Source organism: Yoonia sp. 67-2 (assembly GCF_035117555.1).
In the GTDB taxonomy this organism is placed as follows: Bacteria; Pseudomonadota; Alphaproteobacteria; order Rhodobacterales; family Rhodobacteraceae; genus Yoonia.
Window position 1 is genome coordinate 16,842 of sequence record NZ_JAYKPK010000014.1, and the last position, 23,682, is coordinate 40,523.

At 61.7% G+C, this 23,682-nt stretch carries 21 protein-coding genes and 1 tRNA gene; 10 read left to right on the forward strand and 12 right to left on the reverse strand.

Going from position 1 to position 23,682, the window contains the following annotated elements:
• Positions 1-63: 63 nt before the first annotated feature.
• Positions 64-3,306: a valine--tRNA ligase gene (locus tag VOY09_RS17435; protein WP_322895793.1), complete on the reverse strand. Its 3,243-nt coding sequence runs from the start codon at positions 3,304-3,306 to the stop codon at positions 64-66.
• A 127-nt stretch (positions 3,307-3,433) separates the two neighbouring features.
• Between VOY09_RS17435 and VOY09_RS17440 the strand changes: the two genes are divergently transcribed.
• Positions 3,434-5,719 (forward strand): xanthine dehydrogenase family protein molybdopterin-binding subunit, encoded by a 2,286-nt coding sequence (locus tag VOY09_RS17440; protein WP_322895795.1) that lies wholly within the window; start codon positions 3,434-3,436, stop codon positions 5,717-5,719.
• Positions 5,706-6,773, forward strand: a complete 1,068-nt coding sequence (locus VOY09_RS17445) for a DUF2235 domain-containing protein (RefSeq protein WP_322895838.1) — start codon at positions 5,706-5,708, stop codon at positions 6,771-6,773. The genes VOY09_RS17440 and VOY09_RS17445 overlap by 14 nt, the downstream gene beginning before the upstream one ends.
• Here VOY09_RS17445 and VOY09_RS17450 read toward each other — a convergent pair.
• A complete protein-coding gene (locus VOY09_RS17450) occupies positions 6,735-7,220 on the reverse strand; it encodes a PaaI family thioesterase (protein ID WP_322895797.1) in 486 nt (161 codons plus the stop codon). The two genes, VOY09_RS17445 and VOY09_RS17450, sit on opposite strands and share 39 nt — an antisense overlap.
• A 37-nt stretch (positions 7,221-7,257) precedes the next feature.
• Positions 7,258-8,124, reverse strand: a complete 867-nt coding sequence (gene metF, locus VOY09_RS17455) for a methylenetetrahydrofolate reductase [NAD(P)H] (protein ID WP_322895798.1) — start codon at positions 8,122-8,124, stop codon at positions 7,258-7,260.
• A 91-nt stretch (positions 8,125-8,215) separates the two neighbouring features.
• On the opposite strand from metF, the gene VOY09_RS17460 reads away from it, so the two are divergent.
• Together VOY09_RS17460 and VOY09_RS17465 are read left to right on the forward strand one after the other, a co-directional pair.
• Entirely contained in the window at positions 8,216-9,121 is a 906-nt protein-coding gene (locus VOY09_RS17460; RefSeq protein ID WP_322895800.1) for a LysR family transcriptional regulator, read from the forward strand.
• Between the two features lie 65 nt (positions 9,122-9,186).
• Complete coding sequence (locus VOY09_RS17465; RefSeq protein WP_322895802.1) at positions 9,187-9,975, forward strand: inositol monophosphatase family protein; 789 nt, start codon at positions 9,187-9,189, stop codon at positions 9,973-9,975.
• A 58-nt stretch (positions 9,976-10,033) separates the two neighbouring features.
• On the opposite strand, the gene VOY09_RS17470 is transcribed toward VOY09_RS17465, so the two are convergent.
• Entirely contained in the window at positions 10,034-10,768 is a 735-nt protein-coding gene (locus VOY09_RS17470) for a rhomboid family intramembrane serine protease (RefSeq protein WP_322895840.1), read from the reverse strand.
• A 34-nt stretch (positions 10,769-10,802) separates the two neighbouring features.
• On the reverse strand, positions 10,803-14,276 hold the full coding sequence (gene putA, locus VOY09_RS17475) for a bifunctional proline dehydrogenase/L-glutamate gamma-semialdehyde dehydrogenase PutA (RefSeq protein ID WP_322895804.1): 3,474 nt from the start codon (positions 14,274-14,276) through the stop codon (positions 10,803-10,805).
• 104 nt (positions 14,277-14,380) lie between these two features.
• Between putA and VOY09_RS17480 the strand changes: the two genes are divergently transcribed.
• Together VOY09_RS17480 and VOY09_RS17485 are read left to right on the forward strand one after the other, a co-directional pair.
• Complete coding sequence (locus VOY09_RS17480) at positions 14,381-14,884, forward strand: Lrp/AsnC family transcriptional regulator (protein ID WP_322895806.1); 504 nt, start codon at positions 14,381-14,383, stop codon at positions 14,882-14,884.
• A 45-nt stretch (positions 14,885-14,929) separates the two neighbouring features.
• Positions 14,930-15,015, forward strand: a tRNA-Leu gene (locus tag VOY09_RS17485).
• A gap of 62 nt (positions 15,016-15,077) precedes the next feature.
• Here VOY09_RS17485 and VOY09_RS17490 read toward each other — a convergent pair.
• Together VOY09_RS17490 and VOY09_RS17495 are read right to left on the reverse strand one after the other, a co-directional pair.
• A complete protein-coding gene (locus tag VOY09_RS17490) occupies positions 15,078-15,275 on the reverse strand; it encodes a CsbD family protein (protein ID WP_322895808.1) in 198 nt (65 codons plus the stop codon).
• A gap of 94 nt (positions 15,276-15,369) precedes the next feature.
• A complete protein-coding gene (locus VOY09_RS17495; RefSeq protein WP_322895810.1) occupies positions 15,370-16,275 on the reverse strand; it encodes an AEC family transporter in 906 nt (301 codons plus the stop codon).
• A 281-nt stretch (positions 16,276-16,556) separates the two neighbouring features.
• Here VOY09_RS17495 and VOY09_RS17500 point away from each other — a divergent pair, with 281 nt between their 5' ends.
• The 4 genes from VOY09_RS17500 (at position 16,557) to modC (ending at position 20,226) form a co-directional block, all read left to right on the forward strand.
• Complete coding sequence (locus VOY09_RS17500; protein ID WP_322895812.1) at positions 16,557-17,399, forward strand: DMT family transporter; 843 nt, start codon at positions 16,557-16,559, stop codon at positions 17,397-17,399.
• A gap of 288 nt (positions 17,400-17,687) precedes the next feature.
• On the forward strand, positions 17,688-18,488 hold the full coding sequence (gene modA / locus VOY09_RS17505) for a molybdate ABC transporter substrate-binding protein (RefSeq protein WP_322895814.1): 801 nt from the start codon (positions 17,688-17,690) through the stop codon (positions 18,486-18,488).
• On the forward strand, positions 18,488-19,156 hold the full coding sequence (gene modB / locus VOY09_RS17510) for a molybdate ABC transporter permease subunit (RefSeq protein ID WP_322895816.1): 669 nt from the start codon (positions 18,488-18,490) through the stop codon (positions 19,154-19,156). The genes modA and modB overlap by 1 nt, the downstream gene beginning before the upstream one ends.
• Positions 19,156-20,226: a molybdenum ABC transporter ATP-binding protein gene (modC, locus tag VOY09_RS17515; protein WP_322895818.1), complete on the forward strand. Its 1,071-nt coding sequence runs from the start codon at positions 19,156-19,158 to the stop codon at positions 20,224-20,226. Before modB ends, modC begins: the two co-directional genes overlap by 1 nt.
• On the opposite strand, the gene VOY09_RS17520 is transcribed toward modC, so the two are convergent.
• The 5 genes from VOY09_RS17520 to VOY09_RS17540 are packed head-to-tail and all read right to left on the reverse strand — an operon-like array spanning position 20,211 to position 23,486.
• Positions 20,211-20,966, reverse strand: a complete 756-nt coding sequence (locus VOY09_RS17520) for an ABC transporter ATP-binding protein (RefSeq protein ID WP_322895820.1) — start codon at positions 20,964-20,966, stop codon at positions 20,211-20,213. The genes modC and VOY09_RS17520 overlap by 16 nt on opposite strands.
• Positions 20,963-21,688 (reverse strand): cobalt ECF transporter T component CbiQ, encoded by a 726-nt coding sequence (gene cbiQ / locus VOY09_RS17525; protein ID WP_322895822.1) that lies wholly within the window; start codon positions 21,686-21,688, stop codon positions 20,963-20,965. Before cbiQ ends, VOY09_RS17520 begins: the two co-directional genes overlap by 4 nt.
• Positions 21,678-22,313 (reverse strand): cobalt transporter CbiM, encoded by a 636-nt coding sequence (gene cbiM, locus VOY09_RS17530; protein WP_322895824.1) that lies wholly within the window; start codon positions 22,311-22,313, stop codon positions 21,678-21,680. Before cbiM ends, cbiQ begins: the two co-directional genes overlap by 11 nt.
• The gene (locus VOY09_RS17535; protein WP_322895826.1) at positions 22,313-22,729 is read right to left on the reverse strand and encodes a carboxypeptidase regulatory-like domain-containing protein; all 417 of its coding nucleotides are present in this window, start codon (positions 22,727-22,729) and stop codon (positions 22,313-22,315) included. Before VOY09_RS17535 ends, cbiM begins: the two co-directional genes overlap by 1 nt.
• A gap of 22 nt (positions 22,730-22,751) precedes the next feature.
• The gene (locus VOY09_RS17540) at positions 22,752-23,486 is read right to left on the reverse strand and encodes a hypothetical protein (protein ID WP_322895828.1); all 735 of its coding nucleotides are present in this window, start codon (positions 23,484-23,486) and stop codon (positions 22,752-22,754) included.
• Positions 23,487-23,682: the final 196 nt, after the last annotated feature.

A 23,682-nucleotide genomic window follows, 5' to 3' on the forward strand; every position in this document is an offset into this window, starting at 1 on the left:
CGCGCGGGGAGTATTTTGGGAAATAAGAAGCAGGGGCCAAGAGGGCGGCCCGCTGCCATGGAGTCAGCCCAGTTCCTGCAACCGCGCGATGGCGGCCTTGATCTGGGTATCTTCGTTTTCGCGCAGGGCGAGGTTGGCGCGCGCTTCCTCCACCACATCATCCGGGGCAGAGGCGATGAAGGCGGGGTTGTTCAACCGCCCGCGCAGACCGCCGAGTTCCTTGCCCAGTTTTTGCAGCGTCTTTTCCAGCCGCGCGATTTCTGCCGCGACATCGATCAGCCCTTCCAAGGGCAGACCGAAAGTGCCGCCTGCCATGGGGATCGTGACGCAGCCTTTGGGGAAGGCGTCCACATGGGTCAGGCTATCGATCCGCGCCAGACGCTGGATCAGGGCGGCGTTATTGTCCCATGCCGATTGACCCTTGGCATCCAGCCCGGCGACCAGGAGTGGCACCTGCGCGCCAGCAGGCACATGGACCTGCGCGCGGGCAGAGCGGGTGTTGTCGATCAGCGCGATCACCCAGTTCATCTCACGGTCAGCCTCGGCATCGACCAATGCGCTGCCATATGTCGGCCAATCGGCATGGCAGAGCATTTTAGCGCGATTGTCGGCCAACCCCCAGAGTTCTTCGGTGATGAAGGGCATAACCGGATGCAGCAGGATCAGGCATTGATCCAGCACCCAGCGCAGGGTCTGTTCGGTTTCCAGTTTCGCCGCTGCATCCTCGCCTTGCAGGATCGGTTTGGAAAATTCCAGATACCAGTCGCAGACCTTGCCCCAGGTGAAGGCGTAAAGCGCATCGGCGGCATCGTTGAACCGGTAGGCGTGCAGCGCCGCATCGACGGTTTCGCGCAATTTGCCTGTCTCGCCGATGATCCATTTGTTCAGCGTCAGCGTGGCATCGGGGCGTGCAGGATCGCCCGGGTATGCAATATTGTAGTGGTCTGCAAAGCTGAAGGCGTTCCACAGCTTGGTCCCGAAATTGCGATATCCCTTGATCCGGTCTTCGGAGATTTTCAGCACGCCGCCAATCGCCGCCATCTGCGCATTGCTGAACCGCAAAGCATCCGCGCCATATTGGTCGATCATGTCCAAGGGGTCCATGACATTGCCCTTGGTCTTGGACATCTTCTCGCCCTTCGCATCGCGGACAAGCTGGTGCAGGTAGACGGTATGGAACGGGTCCTGTTCCAGCACGGCCTGAGACATCATCATCATCCGGGCGACCCAGAAGAACAGGATATCCTGACCGGTGATCATCACATCGCCGGGGAAATATTTCATCGCCGGATCGTCATTGGGCCAGCCCAAAGTGCCGAACGGCCACAGACCGGAAGAGAACCATGTGTCCAGCACATCAGGATCGCGCCAGACCGGGAACACCAGTTTCATCGGGTCTTGCGTGACATTGTAATCGGCAAGGCCTGCCGCGAAACGGTCGATCGCCTCGGCCTTGTCCGCGACTTCGATGATCTGCGAATGGCTCAGCGGGCTGGGCAGATCGGCATTGTCAAAGGTGAAGGCGGCTTTCACAGACTCCAGGTCGGTACCGCAATGCATGACCGTGCCACGATGGACCATGCCATCCAGCAGCAGGCCCAGCAGTTCGGTTTCGTCCAAGGTGCCGGAAGGGTTGTGTTCATCCGCGACGCCGAGGTCGAGGCCATACCACACCGGGATCTGATGCCCCCACCACAATTGGCGCGAGATGCACCAAGGCTCGATATTCTCCAGCCAGTGATAATAGACCTTTTCCCCGCTTTCGGGGATGATCTTTGTCCGCCCCTGTTTGACCGCGTCCAGCGCCGGGCCGACGATTTTGGCAGTATCGACGAACCATTGGTCGGTCAGCATCGGTTCGATGACAACGCGGGAGCGGTCGCCGAAGGGCTGCATGATCTTTTTGTTTTCGACCAGCGTGATGAGGGCGGGTTCTGGTTCGGGCCTGGCATGAGGTCCCGGATCAAGTCCGGGACTACGGGGCGCTGCGCCCGCGTCATCCGCAGTCCCGGCCCCCGTGCCGGGACCTCCCGCACCATCCGCCCCCGCCGCAGTCCCGGCCTCCGCGCCGGGACCTCCGACAACCACGGCCGGATTAGGCACCATCACCGCCAGCCCCTCGGCTGTGACATCCGCCACCACACGCGCCCGCGCCTCAAACCTGTCCAGCCCGCGATATTCATCCGGCACAAGGTTCATCGCGGCGATCTTGCCTTCGTCGAACTCTTCCTCACCGGTTGCGATACGCTGCGCGATCACCGCTTCTTCGGCATAGGGCCGCCCATCGTCGCGCATATACCCTTTCGTATCCATCAGCGCATACATCGGGATCCCGTTGCGCTTGGCGACCTCGTAATCGTTGAAATCATGCGCGCCGGTGATCTTGACAGCACCCGAGCCAAAGTTCGGATCAGGATAAGTATCGGTGATGATCGGGATCAACCGGCGGTGTTCTTTCGGCCCCACCGGGATTTCGCACAGCTTGCCGACAATCGGCGCATAGCGCGGGTCATCCTTGTGGACCGCCACCGCGCCATCGCCTAGCATGGTTTCAGGCCTTGTGGTCGCGATAGAGATGTAATCCCGCGTCTCGCGCAGGGTCACATTGCCGTCTTCATCCTTCTCGACATATTCATAGGTCTGGCCACCGGCCAGCGGATATTTGAAATGCCACATATGGCCGTCAACTTCGATATTCTCGACCTCAAGGTCAGAAATCGCGGTTTCGAAATGCGGGTCCCAATTGACCAGACGCTTGCCGCGATAGATCAACCCTTTGTTATACATATCCACGAAGACCCGGATCACGGCATCATGGAAATTGCCGGGGGCTTCGGTGTCAGGCGCGCTTTCGGCACCGGACATGGTAAAGGCCGAGCGTGACCAATCCATTGAATCGCCCAACCGCCGCGCCTGTTGTTCGATGACGCCGCCTTTGTCGCCTTTCCACTCCCAGACCTTTTTCAGAAACGCCTCGCGCCCCATGTCGACCCGTTTCGGCTGGCCCGTCGCAGCAAGGTCTTTTTCCACCATCAACTGCGTCGCGATCCCGGCATGGTCCAGCCCCGGCTGCCAGAGCGTGTCATACCCCTGCATCCGCTTCCACCGCGTCAGGATATCCATCAGCGTATGGTTAAAGGCATGGCCGACATGCAGATGCCCCGTTACATTGGGCGGCGGCAGCATGATGCAGAACGTCTCGTCCCGGCTGGCATTGGCCCCGGCTTTGAAGGCACCGGCCTCTTCCCACATTTTATACAGGCGGGCTTCGGCCTCGGCAGCGTTGAAGGTCTTTTCCATCGGCATCTTTTCATGTCCTTTTTGGGCTTGCCCCGAGATACCAAGCACAGCCCGCAAGGGAAAGGCCTTGTTCGGGGCTGGACTTGGGGGGCTGGCCCGCTACGCTCTGACCAAAGTAGCGCAGAGGATCAGCATGGAAAAGTTCGGCAAAAGCCAGTCGGTCACACGGGTAGAAGACCTGCGCTTTCTCACCGGCACGGGCCGCTATGTCGATGATGTCGTCCCTGATGGCGCGCTTTATGCGTATTTCCTGCGCGCCGGTGTCGCCCATGGCGAAATCACCACGCTGGATTTGGAGGATGCCCGCAAGATGCCCGGCATCGCCCTGATCGTCACCGCCGATGATCTGATCGCCGCTGGTGTCAAGATAGGGCTGGCGGGCAAGGTCCTGCTCAATGCCGCCGCCCCCATCCGCCCGATCCTTGCGCAGGGCCGCGTCCGTCACGTGGGCGAACCGATTGCCATGATCGTCGCCGAGAGCCTGATCGCCGCCCAAGACGCGGCAGAGGCGATCGTCCTCGACATCGACGACCTTCCTGTCCACACCAGCCTCGCCATCGGCGGCGAGGCGATCCACGTTGAGGCCCCCGACAACCTCGCCTTCGACTGGGCGTTGGGCGATGCGGGTGCCACGGAAGCCGCCATCGCCAGTGCCGCCCACGTTGTCACCACCCAAGTCTTTGACAACCGCGTCATCGTCAACGCGATGGAACCGCGCGGCTGTTTTGCCGAAATCGAGGGTGGCCGCCTGCATGTCGCCGTCAACGGCCAAGGCGTCTGGAATACCAAACGCGACCTGATGCATCATTTCAGCCTGTCCGCAGATGACCTGCGCGTCACCACCCCCGATGTCGGCGGCGGTTTCGGGATGAAGGCGATGCGCTACCCCGAACCTTTCTGCGTCGCCCATGCCGCCCGCGTCTTGGGCCGCCCGGTGCGCTGGATTTCCGAACGGACCGAAGCCATGCTGACCGATAACGCAGGCCGCGACCTGACGACGACAGCAACACTTGCCTTTGACGCTAACTATCGTATCACCGCCTATCGCCTTGATACGGTTGCCAATATGGGTGCCTACAATTCGCAATTCGCGCAAGGCATCCAGACCGAGCTTTTCTCCAAGGTCCTGATGGGCACCTATGACGTCCAGACCGCCCATATGCGCACCCGCGGGATTTACACCAACACCACCCCCGTCGATGCCTATCGCGGGGCGGGGCGGCCAGAGGCGATTTTTGTCCTCGAACGCAGTATGGATGCCGCCGCCCGCGCACTGGGCGTTGATCCATGGGAATTGCGGCACCGTAACTTCATCAAATCTCAACACTTTCCCTATACAACCGTCTCAGGTGTCACCTATGACGTGGGGGATTTCGCGCGCGTGCTGGACAGGGCCGGACAGAATGCGGATCGTGACGGCTTTGCCGCCCGCAAATCCGCGTCCTTGTTGCAGGGCAAATTGCGCGGGCAGGGGCTGTGTTATTATATCGAGAGCATCCTTGGTGACCCCGAAGAAACGACCGCCGTCGAATTCACCGATGATGGCGTGCGGATCTATGTCGGCACGCAGTCGAACGGGCAGGGGCATGAAACCGTCTATGCACAGTTTCTGGCCGATCACATGGGCTTCCCCGCGGGGAAGGTTTTCGTGGTCCAGGGCGACAGCGACCTGATCCCTGTGGGCGGCGGCACCGGCGGATCACGTTCTGTCACTGTGCAGAACACCGCGATATTGGCGGTGGTCGATGTGATCCGCTCTGCCTTCACCGCCTTTCTCGCAGATCACGAAGGCGTCGATGCCGCCCAGATCAGTTTCGACGATGAACGTTTCCGCATCAACGGGTCGAACCTGACCCCCACGATGCTGGAGGTCGCCGATATGGCCCGCGCCGCCGGGCGCGAAGACCTCTTGCGCCACAAAGCCACCATCACCCTCGACAACCGCAGCTTTCCCAATGGCGCGCATGTGGCCGAGGTGGAGATTGATCCCGCCACTGGCGTTGTCAGGGTCGACCGCTATACCGTGGTCGATGATTTCGGCAACCTCATCAACCCGATGCTGGCCGAGGGGCAGGTCCACGGCGGCGTTGCCCAAGGCATCGGTCAGGCCCTGACCGAACGCGCGGTATTCGACGAAGACGGCCAATTGCTGTCCGCCAGCTTCATGGATTACGCCATGCCCCGCGCCGATGATCTGCCGATGATCGGCTTTGCCTCTGAACCCACCCCATCGCTCTATAACCCGATGGGCATGAAGGGCTGTGGTGAGGCGGGCACCGTCGGCGCGCTTGCCGCGATCAGCAATGCGGTGCTGGATGCGTTAGAGGATGCAGGCGTGAAAGAGATCGACATGCCCTTCACCCCGCATCGCGTCTGGCAGGCGATCCAAGGCGCGCAAGGTGACAATGCAACTACGTGACTGGTTCTTTGGTCTTTTCGGGCGCAAGGCGCGTGCGGAAGAGGGCGCAACCCGCCAACGCGGCCCCGCCACCCATGTGATTATCATGGATGGCACCATGTCGTCCCTGGAAAAGGGCGCGGAAACCAATGCGGGCCTCACCTTCAAATTGCTGCGCGAAGTGAGCCAGCCTCATAATGTCACGCTTTATTATGAGGCTGGTATCCAATGGCGCGACTGGTCCAGCACGATTGACGTGATCACCGGACGCGGCATCAACCGCACGATCCAGCGCGCCTATGGCGTGATCGCCTCCCGCTATCGCCCCGGCGACCGGATCGTGCTGATCGGCTATTCCCGCGGCGCTTTTGCGGTCCGGTCGCTGTCTGGCGTGATCGGCATGATCGGGCTGGTGCGGTCCGATGCTGCGACCGAACGCAATATCCGCCAGGCCTATCGCCATTACCGCCTTGGCGGACGCAGCAAATATGCCGCTGATTTCCGCCGCCTGCATTGCCATGACGAGGTGGAGATTGAGGCGGTCGCCGTCTGGGACACGGTCAAGGCCTTGGGCCTCCGCCTGCCTTTCATCTGGCGCTGGGGCGAGGAACAGCATGCCTATCACAGCACGGAACTGGCCCCGCATGTGCGGCACGGTTTTCACGCTTTGGCCCGCGACGAAAGCCGCCGTGCCTATGCACCAGTGCTCTGGTCCTGCCCAAAGGGCTGGCAAGGCCATGTCGAACAGGTCTGGTTTCGCGGCAATCACGCCGATGTCGGCGGTCAAGTCCGCGCCTTTCCTGCCGCGCGGCCCTTGGCCAATATCCCGCTGGTCTGGATGCTGGAGCGGCTCGAATCCTGCGGCCTGCCCTTGCCCGCAGGCTGGCATGCGCGATTCCCGCAGGATGTGAACGCCCCCTCGATCGGCAATTGGCACGGCTGGGCGCGGCTGTTTATCGCGCGGCGCAGGCGGGTGATCGGGCGCGATCCGTCCGAACGGCTGCACGACAGCATCGCGCAGCAGCCCGCGCGCAAATCACGGCTGCACTGGCTGCATAATCAGACAGGTGGTTGATCCAGTGGCATAAAGCTTGCCGTCCACAGCACCCCGAATTTCGCCATGCGATACCCCGGTGCTGCGGCCTGCATGATCGCTGAAACCTGTCGCCAAAATCTCCATCCCCACAGGAATGGCGCGGGTCAGGTTCACCTTATATTCCAAGGTCGTATAGACAGACCCTTTCGGGATCAGCGTCATCACAGCACAGGCCATGCAACTATCGAGCAGAGTGCCATACCAGCCGCCATGCACCCCACCCATCGGATTGGTATGGATAAAATCCGGCGTGCCGCGAAAGGTGACACGGCCCTTTTCGACCGCATGCAGGTGGTAATTCATGATGCCCGCAATCGGCGGGCGGCTGACCTCGCCCCGCTGCATGGCCAGCATGAAATCCAGCCCCGACATCGACAACATCGTCGCCAGATCGGGCATATCGGCAGGGGTTTGCGCAACGAACATCGGGAACCTTCGGACAATTTCGCCCGAAGCTGCCGGTTTATGCCACGTTTTGCAACTGCCCTTTGGGCGCGATCCCCAGCGCATGGCAGACATCGCGCGTCAGTTCCGGCCGGTTCAGCGTGTAGAAATGCAGATGATCCACCCCGCCGCGCAACAAATCATCGCAAAGCTCGGTGGCGAGTGCGGTTGCCAGCAGATCGGTCGTGCCATCGCGGGTCGCCGTGGCAAAGGCATCATGGATCACCTGCGGGATATGCGTGCCGCATTGGGCCGCGAATTTCTGCGTGCCAGTCCAGTTTTCAATCGGCAGGATACCCGGCAGGATCGGCGCTGTGATCCCGGCCTTTACGCAAGCATCGCGAAAGCGGAAGAATGTATCGGCCTCAAAGAAAAACTGCGTGATCGCCGAAGTCGCGCCCGCATCAATCTTGCGCTTCAGGAAAGCAATATCCGCCGCCTGATCCACCGCCTCGGGGTGCTTTTCAGGATAGGCCCCGACGCGAATGGTGAATTGGCCAGTGTCGGCCAAAGCCTCGATCAATTCCACCGAACTCGCGAAGCCGTCAGGATGGGCCGTGAATGTCGCCTGCCCCTTGGGCGCATCACCGCGCAGGGCGACAATCTCGCGCACGCCGGCTTCGGCATAGCTTTGCGCGATTTCCAGCGTTTCGGCCCGTGTCGCATCCACGCAAGTCAGGTGGGCGGCCACATTCAGCCCGCTGGTCTTGTGGATCGTGCTGACCGCCTCATGCGTCAGCTTGCGGGTCGTACCGCCCGCGCCGTAAGTGACCGACACGAATGTCGGTGCCAGAGGCGCCAGCGTATTGACGCAATCCCACAGCCGGAACGACGCTTGCAGCGTTTTGGGTGGGAAGAATTCAAACGAAACGGATGGCGTGGACATGATGCTACCTCTGGATTACCCGTCTTAAATGGCATGTTTACAGAGTTGAGGCAAATTCATAACCTTCACTAAGATCATGAAGGGCATTCACATGCATATCGAATTCCGCCATCTGCGCACGATCAAGGCGATCCATGACACCGGCGGGCTGGCGCGCGCGGCGGACCTGCTGAACATGACGCAATCGGCGCTGTCGCACCAGATCAAAGGGATCGAGGATCAGGCCGGGGTGGAGTTATTCGTGCGCCGGTCCAAACCCCTGCGGCTGTCGGCAGCGGGGATGAAGATGCTCGCCGCCGCCGAAACCATCCTGCCGCAGGTCACAGCGTTAGAGGCGGAGTTCAGCGGCATCGTCTCGGGCAAGGCAGGTCGGTTGCATATCGCCATCGAATGCCACGCCTGTTTTGAATGGCTGTTCCCGGTGCTGGAACAATTCCGCAAAGCCTGGCCCGAGGTTGATGTCGATATCCGCCCCGGCCTCGCCTTCGACGCTTTGCCCGCCCTGCGGAAGGAAGATGTCGATCTGGTCGTCTCCTCCGACCCTGAAGCGCTGCCCGAGACCGATTTCACCCCATTATTCGACTACGAACCTGTGTTCGTCGCCGCCGCCCAGCACCCGCTGGTGGGCAAGGACTGGATCGAGGCCGAGGATTTTCGCGGCGAAACCCTGATCACCTATCCGGTGGACCGCGCGCGGCTGGATATCTTTTCGCAGGTGCTGACGCCCGCGAAAGTCGAACCTGCCGCGGTCCGGCAGGTCGAGTTGACGGCGATGATCCTGCTGCTGGTCGCCTCCAACCGCGGTGTCGCGGTGCTGCCCGATTGGGTGGTCCGGCAGGTGCGCTATAGTTCCGATTATATCACCCGCCGTCTGACGCGGGCAGGGATCACCCGCAGGCTTTATGCCGCGACGCGGAGCGACGACACGGCCAAGCCCTATATGGCGCATCTGATCCGGCTCGCGAAACAGGAAGCGGTGAAATTGCAACGCGGCTGATGCCTTGCCCTTATTGCCATTGCCGCCTATAGGCAGCCCTTGATCCCGAACCAAAGGCAAGACAGATGGCTGGCAGCGCAAACCTGAACGTGATGATGAAAACCGCCCGCAAGGCGGGGCGCGCCCTGCTGAAAGACTTTGGCGAGGTCGAACAGCTTCAGGTCTCCACCAAGGGCCCCGGGGATTTCGTCAGCCGCGCCGACAAAGCTGCCGAGGCGATGATCCGCGACGATTTGCTGCATGCGCGCCCGTCCTACGGTTTTCTGGGCGAAGAAGGCCGTGAGATCGCAGGCGAAGACCCGACCCGCCGCTGGATTGTTGATCCGCTGGATGGCACCACGAATTTCCTGCACGGTCTGCCGCATTGGGCCGTGTCTATCGCGCTGGAACATAAAGGCCAGATCGTCGCCGGTGTGATCTATGATCCGGTCAAGGATGAGATGTTCTATGCTGAAAAAGGTGGCGGTGCCTGGCTGAACGAAAGCCGTCTGCGCGTCTCTGGCCGGCACAAGATGATCGAAAGCATTTTCGCCACCGGCCTGCCCTTTGCCGGACGCGCCGATCTGCCGGAAACCCTGCAAGACCTCGCCCGCCTGCTGCCCGCCTGTGCGGGTGTGCGCCGGTTCGGGGCGGCAGCGCTTGATCTGGCCTATGTTGCCGCTGGCCGCTATGACGGGTTCTGGGAACGGGGCCTGAAATCATGGGACATGGCCGCCGGTCTGGTGATCGTGCGCGAAGCGGGCGGCATTGTGGAGCCTTTGCGCGCCGAGGCCGATATCATCGGATCAGGCGAAGTGATCTGCGCAAACGAGGCGATCTTTGCGACCTTCGCCAAGGTCATCCGCAAGGCGTAACGCTTTCATCATCGTCCGAGTATAAATATCCCCGCCGGAGGCTGCGGCGGAGCCGCAATCAGCGCCGCACCAGTGGCACCGCACTGCGCCGATAGACAGTCTCGGGATGCGGCGGATGGCCATCGGTGCGCCGCCAATAGGCACCGGCCCCGCGCCGCAGCCAGAGCGGGATCGTCAGCGCCAGCCCCAGCACGAAGCCACCCGCATGCGCCCAATAGGCGACACCGCCTGCGGATGTATCCGCCGCCAGCCCACCCAGCACCTGAATGCCGAACCAGAGGCCCAGCAGAATCCAGGCCGGGATCGGCAGGATGCGGAAGAAGATGATGAAGAACACGAAGATATCGACGCGGGCTTTGGGAAACAGCAGCAGATAGCCGCCCATCACTCCTGCGATCGCCCCGGATGCGCCGACCATCGGGATTTGGGAAAGCGGATCGCCGGTATATTGCGCGAGGCTCGCGCCGATACCGCAGGCGAGGTAGAAGGCGAGGAAGGGCAAATGGCCCATTTCCTCTTCCATATTATCGCCAAAAATCCATAAAAAGAGCATGTTGCCTGCCAGATGGAAGAACCCACCATGCAGGAAGATCGACGTCACAAGTGCCGATGCATTCTGCCCTTCCGATAAAAGGACAGGAAAGAAAGCGTAGTCGAAATAGAATTGCCCCAGCTGCTGGTCGGTTTGCAGCGCCACCAACCCCCAAAGATAGACCGCGATATTGACCCCGATCAGGGCCAAGGTGACGAAGGGTGTCGCCTGAGATGGGTTATGGTCGCGGATGGGAAGCATCATGCCGCGACCATTTCTGCCTTTGTCGGTCCGGTCAAGTGGGCGTGGTGCCGCCCACCTCTGCCAGCAGCGCGGCATTGCCGCCTGCGGCTGTTGTGTCGATGCAGACATGGCGTTCGTGACAGGCATGGGCCTGTTCCGGCCCTGCTGTGATCAGCGCGGTGATCGGGCCTTTGCGGTTGGACAAAGCTGCCTCAATCGCGCGCCCGGTGTCGGCGTCACCCCACCAGATCACGCCTGCAACAGGCGTGAGAGTTGTCAGGGCCTCGGGCGGCAGATCGCCCTCGGCGCTGATGCCGACACCGCCCAGCGCAGTAATCGCGGCGATCTGATCGGCGGCGGCTTGTGCGCCGGGACCCATGCAGAGCACCGGGCCGCGCGCATGTAACCCGTGGCGGTTCGATTCGCCGGTAGGGCCGGGCAGGTCGGTGGGTGTCTGTACCGGGGGCATTTTTGCCGCGGTGAGCTGGTTTTGCAGTTCGGTCAGATCGGCGGTTTTGCCCCATGTGCCATCTGCAGCAGCGGCCTTTGGCGCAGCAAAGCGCGGCAGGTAATGCGGCCCGCCCGCCTTTGGCCCGGTGCCGGACAGGCCTTCACCACCAAACGGCTGGCTGCCGACAATCGCGCCGATCTGGTCGCGGTTGACGTAGATATTGCCGGCTTTGACCTTTTCCACCACGGTCTGGACGCGGTCGTCGATGCGGGTATGCAAGCCGAAGGTCAGGCCGTAACCTGTGGCATTGATATCATCAATGACGCGGTGCAGATCGCGGGCCTCGAATGTCGCGACATGCAGGACGGGGCCAAAGATTTCGCGGGTCATCTCGGCGATGCCATTCACCTTGATCACGGTGGGGGCGATGAAATGACCTTCGCCTGGGGTTTTGATCTGATGCAGGACGCGCCCGTCGCCTTGCGCCTGCGCGATGTGATCGGCGATGCCTTTATGTGCGGCGGCGTCGATCACCGGGCCGAGGTCGGTGGACAAAGCCCAGGGATCGCCCACGGTCAGTTCGTCCATCGCGCCTTTCAGCATCGTCAAGAGTTTGTCAGCGATATCCTTTTGCACATAAAGGCAGCGCAGGGCCGAACAGCGCTGCCCGGCAGAGCGGAAAGCCCCATTGACGATATCGCGCACCGCATGTTCGGGCAGGGCGGTGCTGTCGACGATCATCGCGTTCAGCCCGCCGGTTTCGGCGATCAAAGGCGTGCCGGGGGCGCAATGTTGCGCCATGCTGGCGCGGATTTTGAGCGCTGTGGCGGTGGAGCCGGTGAAGGCCACGCCATTCACGCGCGGATCGGCGGTCAGGGCGGCCCCGATGTCGCCGCCGCCGGGCAGGAATTGCAATGCGCTGACGGGGACACCGGCATCGTGCAGGTGCTGGATGGCGCGGAAGGCAATGAGAGGGGTTTGTTCAGCCGGTTTGGCCAGCACAGAATTGCCAGCGGCCAGCGCGGCAGAGATCTGGCCGAGGAAAATCGCCAGCGGGAAATTCCACGGGCTGATGCAGGTCCAGATGCCGCGCGCCTGCATGTCCGCTGTCGCTTGGGTGGCGTAAAAGCGCAGGAAATCCACCGCTTCGCGCAATTCGGCGACAGCATCGGGCAGGGTCTTGCCCGCTTCACGCGCGAGGATGGCGAAGATGGTGTTGGCATCCGCCTCCAGCGCATCGGCGGCGCGGTTCAGCACTGCGGCGCGGGTTGTGTGGTCCGCGTTCCAGATGGTCGCGGTGTTGAGCGCATCGGCGATGTCGTCTTTGGTCGCGGGGGTCACTTGGCCCACGATGTCAGAGGGCAGCGCGGGGTTGTGCAGGGGGGAAGAAGATTCTGGCCTCCGGCGGGGATATTTAGGCTCGGAAGATGTCAAAGGGCCGGCGATGAAGGTGGTGTCGCGCAAGGGCTGGCGGTCTTTGTCGATGGTGTTGAGCGTGGGTTCATGGGTCAGGTCCCAGCCTTTTGAATTGATCCGGTCGGGGCGGAACAGATCGGGGCCTTTGGGCAGGTTCGGGCCTTGGCCCACAGCATCAAACGGGCAGGCGGCGACCACGGCGGGGGGGACGGATTTATCGACGATCTGGTTGACGAAGCTGGAATTGGCACCGTTTTCCAGCAGGCGGCGGACGAGATAGGCGAGCAAATCTTCATGTGCGCCGACCGGGGCGTAGATCCGGCAGCGGGTGTTCTCGGCCTTCAGCACGATTTTATGCAGGGTTTCGCCCATACCATGCAGGCGCTGGAATTCGAAAGTCTCTTTGCCACGCCCCATCTGATCGGCCAGATCCAGCACGGCGGCGACGGTATGGGCGTTATGGGTGGCAAATTGCGGATAGATCCGGTCGGTCATGCCCAGCAATTTACGCGCATTGCTGATATAGCTGATGTCAGTACGCTGTTTGGCGGTGAAGACCGGAAAACCGTCGATGCCCTGGACCTGGGCGCGTTTGATCTCGGCATCCCAATAGGCACCTTTGACCAGACGGACCATGATCCGGCGGTCCAGATCGCGGGCCATCTGGTAAAGCTGGTCGATGACCAAAGGCGCGCGCTGGCCGTAGGCCTGCACGACCACGCCGAAACCATCCCATTTCGCCAGTGCCGGATCGGCCAGCACGGCGTGGATCACGTCGAGAGAGAGGGTGAGGCGATCCGCCTCTTCCGCGTCGATGTTGAAGCCCATGCCTGCGGATTTCGCCAGCAAGGCCAGCGCGCGGACGCGGGGGACCAGTTCGGCCATCACGCGGTCCTGCTGTGCGACCTCGTAACGCGGGTGCAGGGCCGAGAGTTTGACCGAAATCCCGGGGTTTTCGGCCACGGAACCATGCACGCAATGATCGGCAATGGCAGAAATCGCGCGGGAATAGGCAAGATGGTAATGTTTGGCATCGGCTTCGGTGCGCGCCGCCTCGCCCAGCATATCATAGCTATAGGTGAACCCTTTGGCCTGCATGCCGTCGGCGCGTTTCATCGCCTTTTGGATCGTCTCGCCCAGCACGAATTGCCGCCCCATTTCGCGCATCGCGCGGCCCACGGCATTGCGGATCACCGGCTCACCCAGACGTTTCACGGCAGAGCGCAGGTGGCGGGTGAGCCCTGGCTTTTCGTCATCCAGCACGCGGCCTGTCAGCATCAAGGCCCAAGTCGAGGCGTTCACCAAGGATGAGGCCGAATGCCCCAGATGTTTGCCCCAATCGGATGGCGCGATCTTGTCTTCGATCAGGTCATCCATCGTATCGGCATCCGGCACGCGCAACAAAGCCTCGGCCAGACACATCAGCGCGATACCTTCGTCGGTGGACAGGCCGTATTCGGCCAGAAACACCTCCATCAGCCCCGGATCGGCGCTGTCGCGGATCTGGGTGACAAGACTTGCCGCGCGGTCGGAAATGCGCGCACGATCGGCATCGGACAGGGCGGCGGTCTGGACCAGCGCGGCAACGGCCGCTGTTTCATCGCTGTAGATCGCGGCATCGATGGCGTCGCGCAAAGTCAGGGCAGCATCACGGGGCATGGCAGAATCCTTTTCAAGTTGCCCGATCATAGCTGATTGCGTGCAGTCCATTCGACTGGTATTGGTGGTTTCACAGGTCGTTCAGATCAAAAGGTGGCACGTTTATGATCGAAAAGCATGGTGATCTGGATAAATTCGACCGAAAGATCCTTGACGTGCTTTCCGTCGAGGGGCGGATCAGCATCACTGATCTCGCGCGCCGGATCGGGCTGTCGAAATCGCCGACCCAAGCCCGCCTGCGCAGGCTGGAGGAAACCGGGGTGATCCGCGGTTACCGCGCGCTTTATGATCCGATCCGGCTGGACCGTGACCATGTCGCCTTTGTCGAGGTGCGCTTGTCGGATACGCGGGAAAAGGCGCTGGCCGCCTTCAATGCCGCCGTGCTGAAAGTGCCGGAGGTGGAGCAATGCCATCTGATCGCGGGGGCGTTTGATTACCTGCTCAAAGTGCGCACGGCGGGGATGACCGGCTATCGCGCGGTTCTGGCGGAAAAGATATCGACGCTGCCGCATGTGTCCAACACCTCGACCTATGTGGCGATGCAGGCAGTCAAGGAAGAAGGATTCGTGCCGGTCACACCGGGCGGGATTACATCACCTTTGGCATGAACCTGCTTGCCGCCGGGCGCTGGCCCGCTTAGGAAGCATCGGCGTGCCCGCGTGGTGGAATGGTAGACATCGGAGACTTAAAATCTCTTGGCCGTAAGGCCGTGCCGGTTCGAGTCCGGCCGCGGGCACCACATCCACACAACAAAAAAGCGGCTGCCCGAAGGCAACCGCTTTTCATCAGCTTGGTCGTTGATCAGGACTTGCTGGCCCAATCGTCGATCTGCTTTTCGGCCTCGTCTTTGGTGACGCCGTATTTTTCCTGAATCTTGCCGGCCAGCTGGTCGCGCTTGCCGTCGACCTGTGACAGGTCGTCATCAGTCAGCTCGCCCCATTTTTCTTTGGCGCTGCCGGTCATCTGTTTCCACTTACCTTGGATGATATCCCAGTTCATGATCGTCTCCTTCGCGTTCTCGTTGACGTATGCCTATGCAACGATGGCGGCGGCGCTTTGGTTCCACCGCTGCGCGAAAATTTCTGCAAACGTGTCAGGTGCCGAAGATCATCAGCACCAGCGGAATCGTCACCACAGCGGCCAGTGTCTGCGCGGTGATCAGCCCGGCCATATAGGTGCCGTCGCCGCCGCATTGCCGTGTCAGCACATAGGCGGTGGGGGCGGTCGGGATGGCGAAGAAGATGACCAGCACCAAAGCCTCTGTCCCGGCAAGGCCGAAGGTCAAGGCGATCAAGGCGGCCAGCGCGGGCATCACGGCTAGCCGTGTGAGGCTGTTGGCGGCAATCGCAAGGCTGTCGGTTTTCAACGTCGCAGGCCGCAGGGCCGCGCCGACGCAGAGCAGGCCCAAAGGCAGGCTCGCCTGTGCCAGCAAGGTCAGGAACTGCCCGGTGCCATAAGGCAGGCCCGCGCCGGTCAACGCCAGCGCGATCCCGGCGAGACAGGCCAGAATAAGCGGGTTGCGCAGCATCATGACCGCCAGATCCAGCGGGCCGCGACGGCTGCTTTTGTCGCTGAGCGCCATGATCGACAGCACATTGACCAAAGGCACCATGACGGCCAGCATGATCGCGGCGCGTTCCATACCTGCGGCCCCGGCAAGGCTCGCCGTGACGGCAAGGCCCAGATAGGTGTTGAACCGCACCACACCTTGCAATGTCGGGCCGAATCGCGCGGCGGGGGAGGGTCTGATCCGCCGCCAGAGGTAAAGCGCCGCCGTCGCAACACCAAGTGTGACACAGGCCGCCCCGCCCAGCCGCAGGATGTCAGGATCGCCCAGCGGCGCCTTGGCAAGGCTGCCGATCAGCAAGGCGGGAAACAGGATGTAGTAATTGACCTTTTCCGCGGCGGGCCAAAAACCGGGGTCGGGAAAGCCCGCGCGCGCCATGATAAAGCCAAGGCAGATCAGCGCGAAAAGCGGCCAGATTGTCAGAAAGATCATGCGCCCGCCTGTCCTGTATCAGCGGACAGACCAAACCGAATTTTGCGGCAGAAGCCAAGCGAAACCGACGCCTGTGTCAGATAACGGACCCTGCGCGAGGGTCAGAGCGGTTGTTGGTGGCTGGCGCGGCGAAGGGCGGGAAAGAGCCCAAAGTGGACAGATTGCTAATGCCGTCCGACTGGCCGTTCTGCTTACTCAAGCCTAGTATGGCGTGTCATAAAAGAGTGATGAGGCGGTGTTAGCTAGCCGGATCATAGCGGGAAATCGCAGGTTCAGTATCGATGTCTATTGGGATATTTTTGGCTGTTTTGTTCGCAGCTTTGCTTCATGCTACGTGGAACGCACTGGTGAAGATCAGTGCAGACCGATTGGTGCTGCTGGCAGTGCTGAAAATCGCCACAACGGCAGTTGCGGTCGCTTCCATCCCTTTCATCACAGTGCCGCCTATCGGAGCTTGGCCATACATTGCGGCCTCGGTGGCCATTCACACCGCCTATTTCCTGTTCCTCACCATTGCCTATCGGTTCGGAGACCTGAGCCAAGTTTATCCCCTGTCACGCGGCGTGGCCCCCCTCATCGTTGCGGGTCTCGCGGTCTTCGTTCTTGGCGAAACTTTGGGGCCGCAAGCACTTGTCGCTCTGCTTCTGATTTCACTTGGAATCATGAGTATGATGTTCAGCGGCAAAGGGGCTATTGGTCAGCCCAAAGCGGTGGCGGCTGCGCTGGCCACTGGTTGTCTCATTGCAGGTTACACAGTCGCTGATGGTGCTGGAGCGAGGCTGTCCGTGGATGCGCACAGCTACCTTCTTTGGCTGAATGTCTTTAACGGCATACCCATAATTCTTATTGCAGTTACACGCCGACGTCGCGTGTTGGTCCCGCAACTCAAGCTGGTTTGGAAGGCCGGTGCGCTTTCCGCGATTGTCTCCTTGCTGGCCTACTGGATTGTTCTCTGGGCCAGCACGCAAGCGCCGCTGGCACTAGTCGCGGCTGTCCGAGAGGTCAGCATGGTCTTCGCGGTCTTGTTCGGTGTCGTCTTCCTGAAAGAAAAGTTGGACCTGCGCAAACTCCTGTCCATCTTTGTGACTCTCTCTGGAACCGTATTGTTGCGAGCGAGCAAGTAGTCACTTCGGCACAGTCGACAGATAGTTCCGTTGCCGACCGTCAGCTTTGTCCGCTCACCAGACCTTGACTCAGATCGCGTCAAAGGTCCGGCTTTGGCAGGAAATTCTGGTCACTTGGGTCGGGATCGCCGGGCACGGCCTGTTGACAGGTTTCAGAAAACCCGCAAGTTCGCGTCGCATGAACCTCCTGTCCGTCCCAATGCCCAGCATCACGGCGGTCTGGCCTGCCGGATCACACCGGCTTGATTGCCGCTTGCTCTTGCCGGTGGCGCGCACAAGAATGCCGCTATGCAAGATATGCCGGTTTCACGTTTTCGTCGCTTTGTTCTGGCCGCGGCCTTGGCCTGCGGCATGCTCGGCGCGCCTGTCGTGGCGCAGGATGATGTGCCGGTCATTGCTGCCGCGTCGGACCTGCAATTCGCAGTGACTGAGATTGCGGCCGCTTTCACGGCCGAGACGGGGATGGATCTGCGCCTGTCATTCGGGTCCACCGGCAATTTCGCCCGCCAGATCCGCGCAGGCGCGCCGTTTGAGATTTTCATGGCCGCCGATGAACACTTCATCGCCGATCTGCATGCCGAGGGGCTGACAAAGGATTCAGGCGATCTTTACGGCATGGGCCGGATTGTGGTGATGGTCCCGCACGGCTCTGCCCTGATCCCGGATGAAGGGCTGGACAATCTGGCCGCGCTGCTGGCTGCGGGCGGGATCACCCGCTTTGCCATCGCCAATCCCGATCACGCGCCTTACGGGATGCGCGCGCGCGAGGCGCTGATCACCAGAGGCATCTGGGATGATCTGCAACCTTTCATGGTTCTGGGTGAAAATGTCAGTCAGGCCGCGCAATTCGCGCTGTCGGGCAATGCCGAAGGCGGGATGATCGCCTATGCGCTGGCACTGGCGCCAGAGGTCGCAGCGCGCGGCAGATTCGCGCTGATCCCGGCGGAATGGCATGATCCGTTGCGGCAGCGGATGGTCTTGCTGCACAACGCCGGGCCGGTGGCAGAGGCGTTTTATGAGTATCTGCAAACCCCCGCCGCACGCGCGATCATGACCCGTTATGGTTTTGATCTGCCCGAGGGGGAATGATGGATTGGACCGCGCTTTGGCTGTCGCTGCGGCTGGCGGGATGGACCGTGGTGATCCTGCTGCCGGTTGCGATTGTGATGGGTCGGTTCCTCGCCTATCGCCGGTTTCGCGGCAAGGGATTGGTCGAGGCTTTTGTGATGCTGCCCTTGGTCCTGCCGCCGACCGTGTTCGGGTTTTATCTGCTGGTGGCTTTCGGGCGCAATTCGCCTTTGGGCGATTTGTGGCAGGGCCTGTTCGGCCAGCAATTGGTGTTCAGCTTTCAAGGGCTTGTCGTCGCCTCTGTCATCTTCAACCTGCCTTTCGCGATCCAGCCGGCGCAGCGCGGGTTCGAGGCGGTTGCGGTGGAGCTGCGCGAGGCCGCATCCTGCTGCGGCATGTCCCCCCTGCGCAGCCTGTGGCAGGTAGAATTGCCGCTGGCCTGGCCCGGCGTACTGACGGCGATGGTGCTGAGTTTTGCGCACACTTTGGGAGAATTCGGCATCGTGCTGATGGTCGGCGGCTCGATCCCTGGCGAGACGCGGACGATTGCCATTTCGATCTATGACAGCGTGCAGGGGTTTGATGACAGGGGGGCGGCGATCATGTCGGCGGTGCTGGTGGCGTTTTCGCTGTTTGCCATCGCGGTCACATTCTGGCTGTCGGCGCGTGTCGGCAGACGGTTGTCGTGATGCTGGAGGTGATGGCACGGGCGGATGGTCCGATCCCGCTGGATGTGGCGTTTCGCGTGGCACCGGGTCAGGTGCTGGCGCTGGTCGGGCCGTCGGGGTCGGGCAAGACGACGATACTGCGCGTGATCGCCGGGCTGTGGCATCCCAGCGTGGCGCGCGTGGCGGTGGGGGATGAAATCTGGCTGGATAGCGCGAAAGCGGTGAAATATCCCACGTATCGTCGCCGTGTTGGGATGGTATTTCAGAATTACGCGCTTTTCCCGCATATGTCTGCCGCGCAGAACGTCATGGCCGCGATGGACCGAGCTGATCCGGGTGAGGCACGGCGCATTCTTGATCTGGTCAATCTGCAGGGTCTGGCGGATCGCAAACCTGCGCAGCTTTCGGGCGGGCAACAGCAGCGTGTCGCGGTGGCGCGTGCGCTGGCGCGGCGTCCGCAGGTGTTGCTGCTGGATGAGCCGTTTTCGGCGGTGGATCGCGCGACGCGCGAGAAACTCTATGGCGAAATCATCGCTTTGCGTGCGCATCTGGCGATGCCGGTGGTGCTGGTGACGCATGACATGAACGAGGCGCAGATGCTCGCCGATCAGATCGTGCTGATCGACAAGGGCCGTGTCCTGCGCCAGGGCAGCACGGCAGAGGTGATGTCAGACCCTGTTGCCCTACGCGCGATGGGCATCCGCGAATTGGCGACGCTGCTGCCCGCGACCATTGTCGCGCATGAGGATGACGGGTTGACCCGGCTGATGACAGCGGGCGGGCCGCTGTTTTTGCCTTTGGTCGCGGCGGACCCCGGCAGTGCAGTGCGGGTGCGGATCATGGCGCATGAGGTGATCTTGTCCCGCGCGCGGCCAGAGGGGCTGTCGGCGCAGAATATCCTGCCCGGCGTTGTGGTACGGATTGTTGCGGGGCAGGGGCCTGCCGTGATGGTCCATATCGCGATTGGCGGTGATGAGATTGTCGCCCGCATCACCCGCCGCGCGGCGGATCAGATGGCGTTAGCGCCCGGTGATCCGGTCCATGCGATATTGAAGACCATGTCGGTGGCGCGGGATCATATCGCGCGCTGATGGATATGGCTGATATGGCCCTGATGGGTCAGGGAATGCGGCACTTCTTGCCCGTGCTGCCCCATCAGCCCGGCATCGCCGAGGATCGCGCGCGCCGGGCCGTCCGCCACGATCCGGCCTGCGTCGATCAGGATCACGCGGGGGCAAAGTTCAAGGATCAGTTCCAGATCGTGGCTGGCGATCAGCAGGGCCTGGTCCATCTGGTGCAAAAGTTCGATCAAACGTCTGCGGTTGCGCAAATCAAGTGCGGCGGAGGGTTCGTCGAGGAGTAACAGCCGAGGCTCCATCACCAGCACACCGGCCAGACATGCCAGCCGCTTTTCCCCGCCAGAGAGGTGATGCACGGGTCTTTCGGCCAAGGCCGCAATCCCGACCCGGTCAAGCGCGGCGGCGACAGCACGGTCCAGCGCCGCGCCCGTCAGCCCGATGTTGCGCGCGCCAAAAGCCACGTCTTCGGCGACAGTCGGGCTGAACAGTTGGTCTTCGGCCTGTTGAAATACAAAGCCCATGCCGGGGTGAAAACCACCGGGGGCGAGTGTTGCACCCTCCATCTGCACGTAGCCAGCGCTGGGCCGGATCACGCCGGTCATGCAGAGCATGAGCGTCGTCTTGCCCGCGCCATTGGGGCCGATCAGTCCGACACGTTCGCCCGCTGCCATTTGCAGGGTGATATCCTGCAAGACCTGATCGCCGCCGGGGCGGGTCAGGGACAGGGCGTGGGTTTGTAAAAGCGGGGTCATAGCAGATGTTCCACCGCCAGCAGCCCCGCTGCAAGGGCGAAGATCGCGGTCAGGGCAATCTTGTCCGCGCGTGGGATGGCGGGGGCCTCTGGCAAGGCAGCACCAGGTGCGCCATGGCCGCGCAGGATCATTGCGTGATAGACACGTTCGGATCTTGCATGGCTGCGCAGCAACAGGCTGGCGAGGATCCAGCCGGTCTGGCGCAGTTGCCCGAACCAGCGCGCCTGCCCGCCACGCAGCCGCATCGCCGTTTGCATGCGGGAAAGATCGTGCCGGATATCAGTCATATGGCGCAGGGTCAGCAGGGCCATATCGATCAGCAGCGCGGGCAGGCGCAACCCGCGCAAGGCGTTGATCAGATGCGGCAGGGGCAAAGGGCTGAGAAAGGTGATGATCAGCGCAAAGATGCTCAGAAACCGCAGGGCGATGCCACTGGCCGCGGCCAGACCTTCGGCGCGCAGGGTCAGCGGGCCGAGGGTGGCCAGAATGGTGTCGCCGCTGGTGAAAGGCAGCATGATGACCAGCCCCGCCACCACCAGACCCGGCAGGCGCAGGGCGCGCAGCAATCGGGCGGGCGGTATGGCGGAAAGCCAGATCAGCGTCAGTGTGAGCGCGACCATCAAGGCGAGTGCTATGGCACCGTGCAAGGCGGAAAAGGTGAAGGCCAACACCATCACCGCCACGATCCGCAGGCGTGAATCTGTGATCGGGTCAGCGCGCAATGATCATATCCGGGCTGGTGCGGCGCAGAAAGGTCAGCACGGCGGCGACGATCATGCCTTCGGCCAAGGCGAGCGGCAGATGCGCGATGACCAGAGCCATGATCGCCGTGCGTTCGGCACCCGCGTCCAGATGCGCGGGCAGACCGGCGAGCAGGAAGGCGGCGAAAAGGCCAACGGCCAGCAGGACGGCACCCGCGCCCGTGGCGAAGGACGCCAGCATCCGTGCGATGGGGTGGCCGACATGACCAAAGCCCCGCGTCAGCGCAAAGGCCGCGAGCGCGGGCAGCCCGAGGATCACGCCGTTCACGCCCAAAGTCGTCAGCCCGCCATGGCCGAACATCACCGCCTGAAACGCCAGCCCGATCAGGATCGCGGGCACGGCATACCAGCCCAGCATCGCACCCATCAGCCCTGACAGCATCAGATGCACTGATGTCGGCGGGATCGGGATATGGATGAGAGAGGCGGCAAAAAACGCCGCTGTCATCATCGACGCCCGTGGCAAGGCGGCGCGCGGGTCGGGTTGTGCTGCGATCCGGTTGAGGCTGATCGCGGTCAGCCCGCCTGCGGCTACCCAGCCGCCCAAGGTCAGCCCAAGGGGCAGGATACCGTCGGGAATATGCATCAGGCGGCCTTGGTCGGACGCGGGCGGCGGAAATAAAGCGCCGTGCCGATCGCGCCCCAGACGACGCAGGCGATCATCAGCAGGCGTTGCGCCCATGTCAGGCCCGCGCTGCCTTGGGTGATCGTGGTGGTGCCATTGGCCCCGACCTCGACATAGCCTATCGCGCCATGCCCGGCCTCGCGCACTTGAACCGCCCAGCGGCCAGTGCGGTCATCGGGAGTAAAGACGAAATGCCCGGTGGCATCGGTCTGTCCGACCAGCCAAGGCTGGGCCGGATCGTCTGGCGGGAAGACCGCGACCTGTGCATTGCCCATCACCTCGCCCGTGTCATAGCGGGCCTGAATGCGGATGGCATCCACCTCTGCCACGTCCAGAAAGGCACCGTGGGCGGTGGCAGGACCGGCCAGCACAAGCATGACCAGCCCTGCGATCAGATGTTTAGCGCAGGCTGACAGCACAATGACCCTCACCGACATGACCGACATGCAGACCGGACAGGGCAATCTCTTGCGTGCCGCCAGAGGCGAAAGCGTCAAATCCCAGTGCCAGTCGGTTCATTGAATCTGTCGCCTCTCTGTCTGCGCGGCCGAACACATGATCCAGATGGAAGGTCAGTTCAAGATCAGCCTCGGACCCTGTCGCCACAAAGCCTTTGCGATCATCACCGACATATTCGCCGCAGGTGTAATCATGGCCATCCGCGCTGGTCAGGGTGAAATCGACCGTTTCGCCGTCGCGGGTGGCGGTGCCGATCAGGACCATGGATTGACCGGCCCAATCGCCGGTTTCTGCCGGGACAATCGACCATGTGACGGCGTTATAATGCCCTTCGGGCGCATCAATGCTGCCGATCCGGACGCGGCCATCGGCATCTGTGTCGGTCAGGTCGATAGTCAGTTGTTCGGCATCGTCAAAAGTGACGGTGGTTTTGGCGTCAGGGGTGCCGCCAGCTGCGGCATCATAGGGCGTGTTGGTTTGCATGGCGGTGACGCCCGCCAGCGTCACGTAAATATGGTCGAATTGGAGGTCCCAGCCGTCGCGTGTCAGCGCTGGAGCTTTGAACCCTTCGGTCGCGAGCTCTTCTCCATTGGCGAAGACGGTGAGCGTGCCTTCGGCTGCGGCGCTGGTGGCGAGTATCGCGCTGAGGAAGCTCGATGAGAGAAGGCGAAGCATGGGAAGATCCTTGGTGTATGAAAAATAATATGATTTTGCATACTGTTGCTGCGGTGCAGTGTCAATCGGGTGGTGGCGGTCAATGCACATGAATTACATTCATGATCATCTTGCCTGTGATGAATTTGATTTGTGAGGATAGAGGTATTAGGTAGGTTACAGGCACAATTTGGTGCCTTTTGTCGTTTGATCGGAT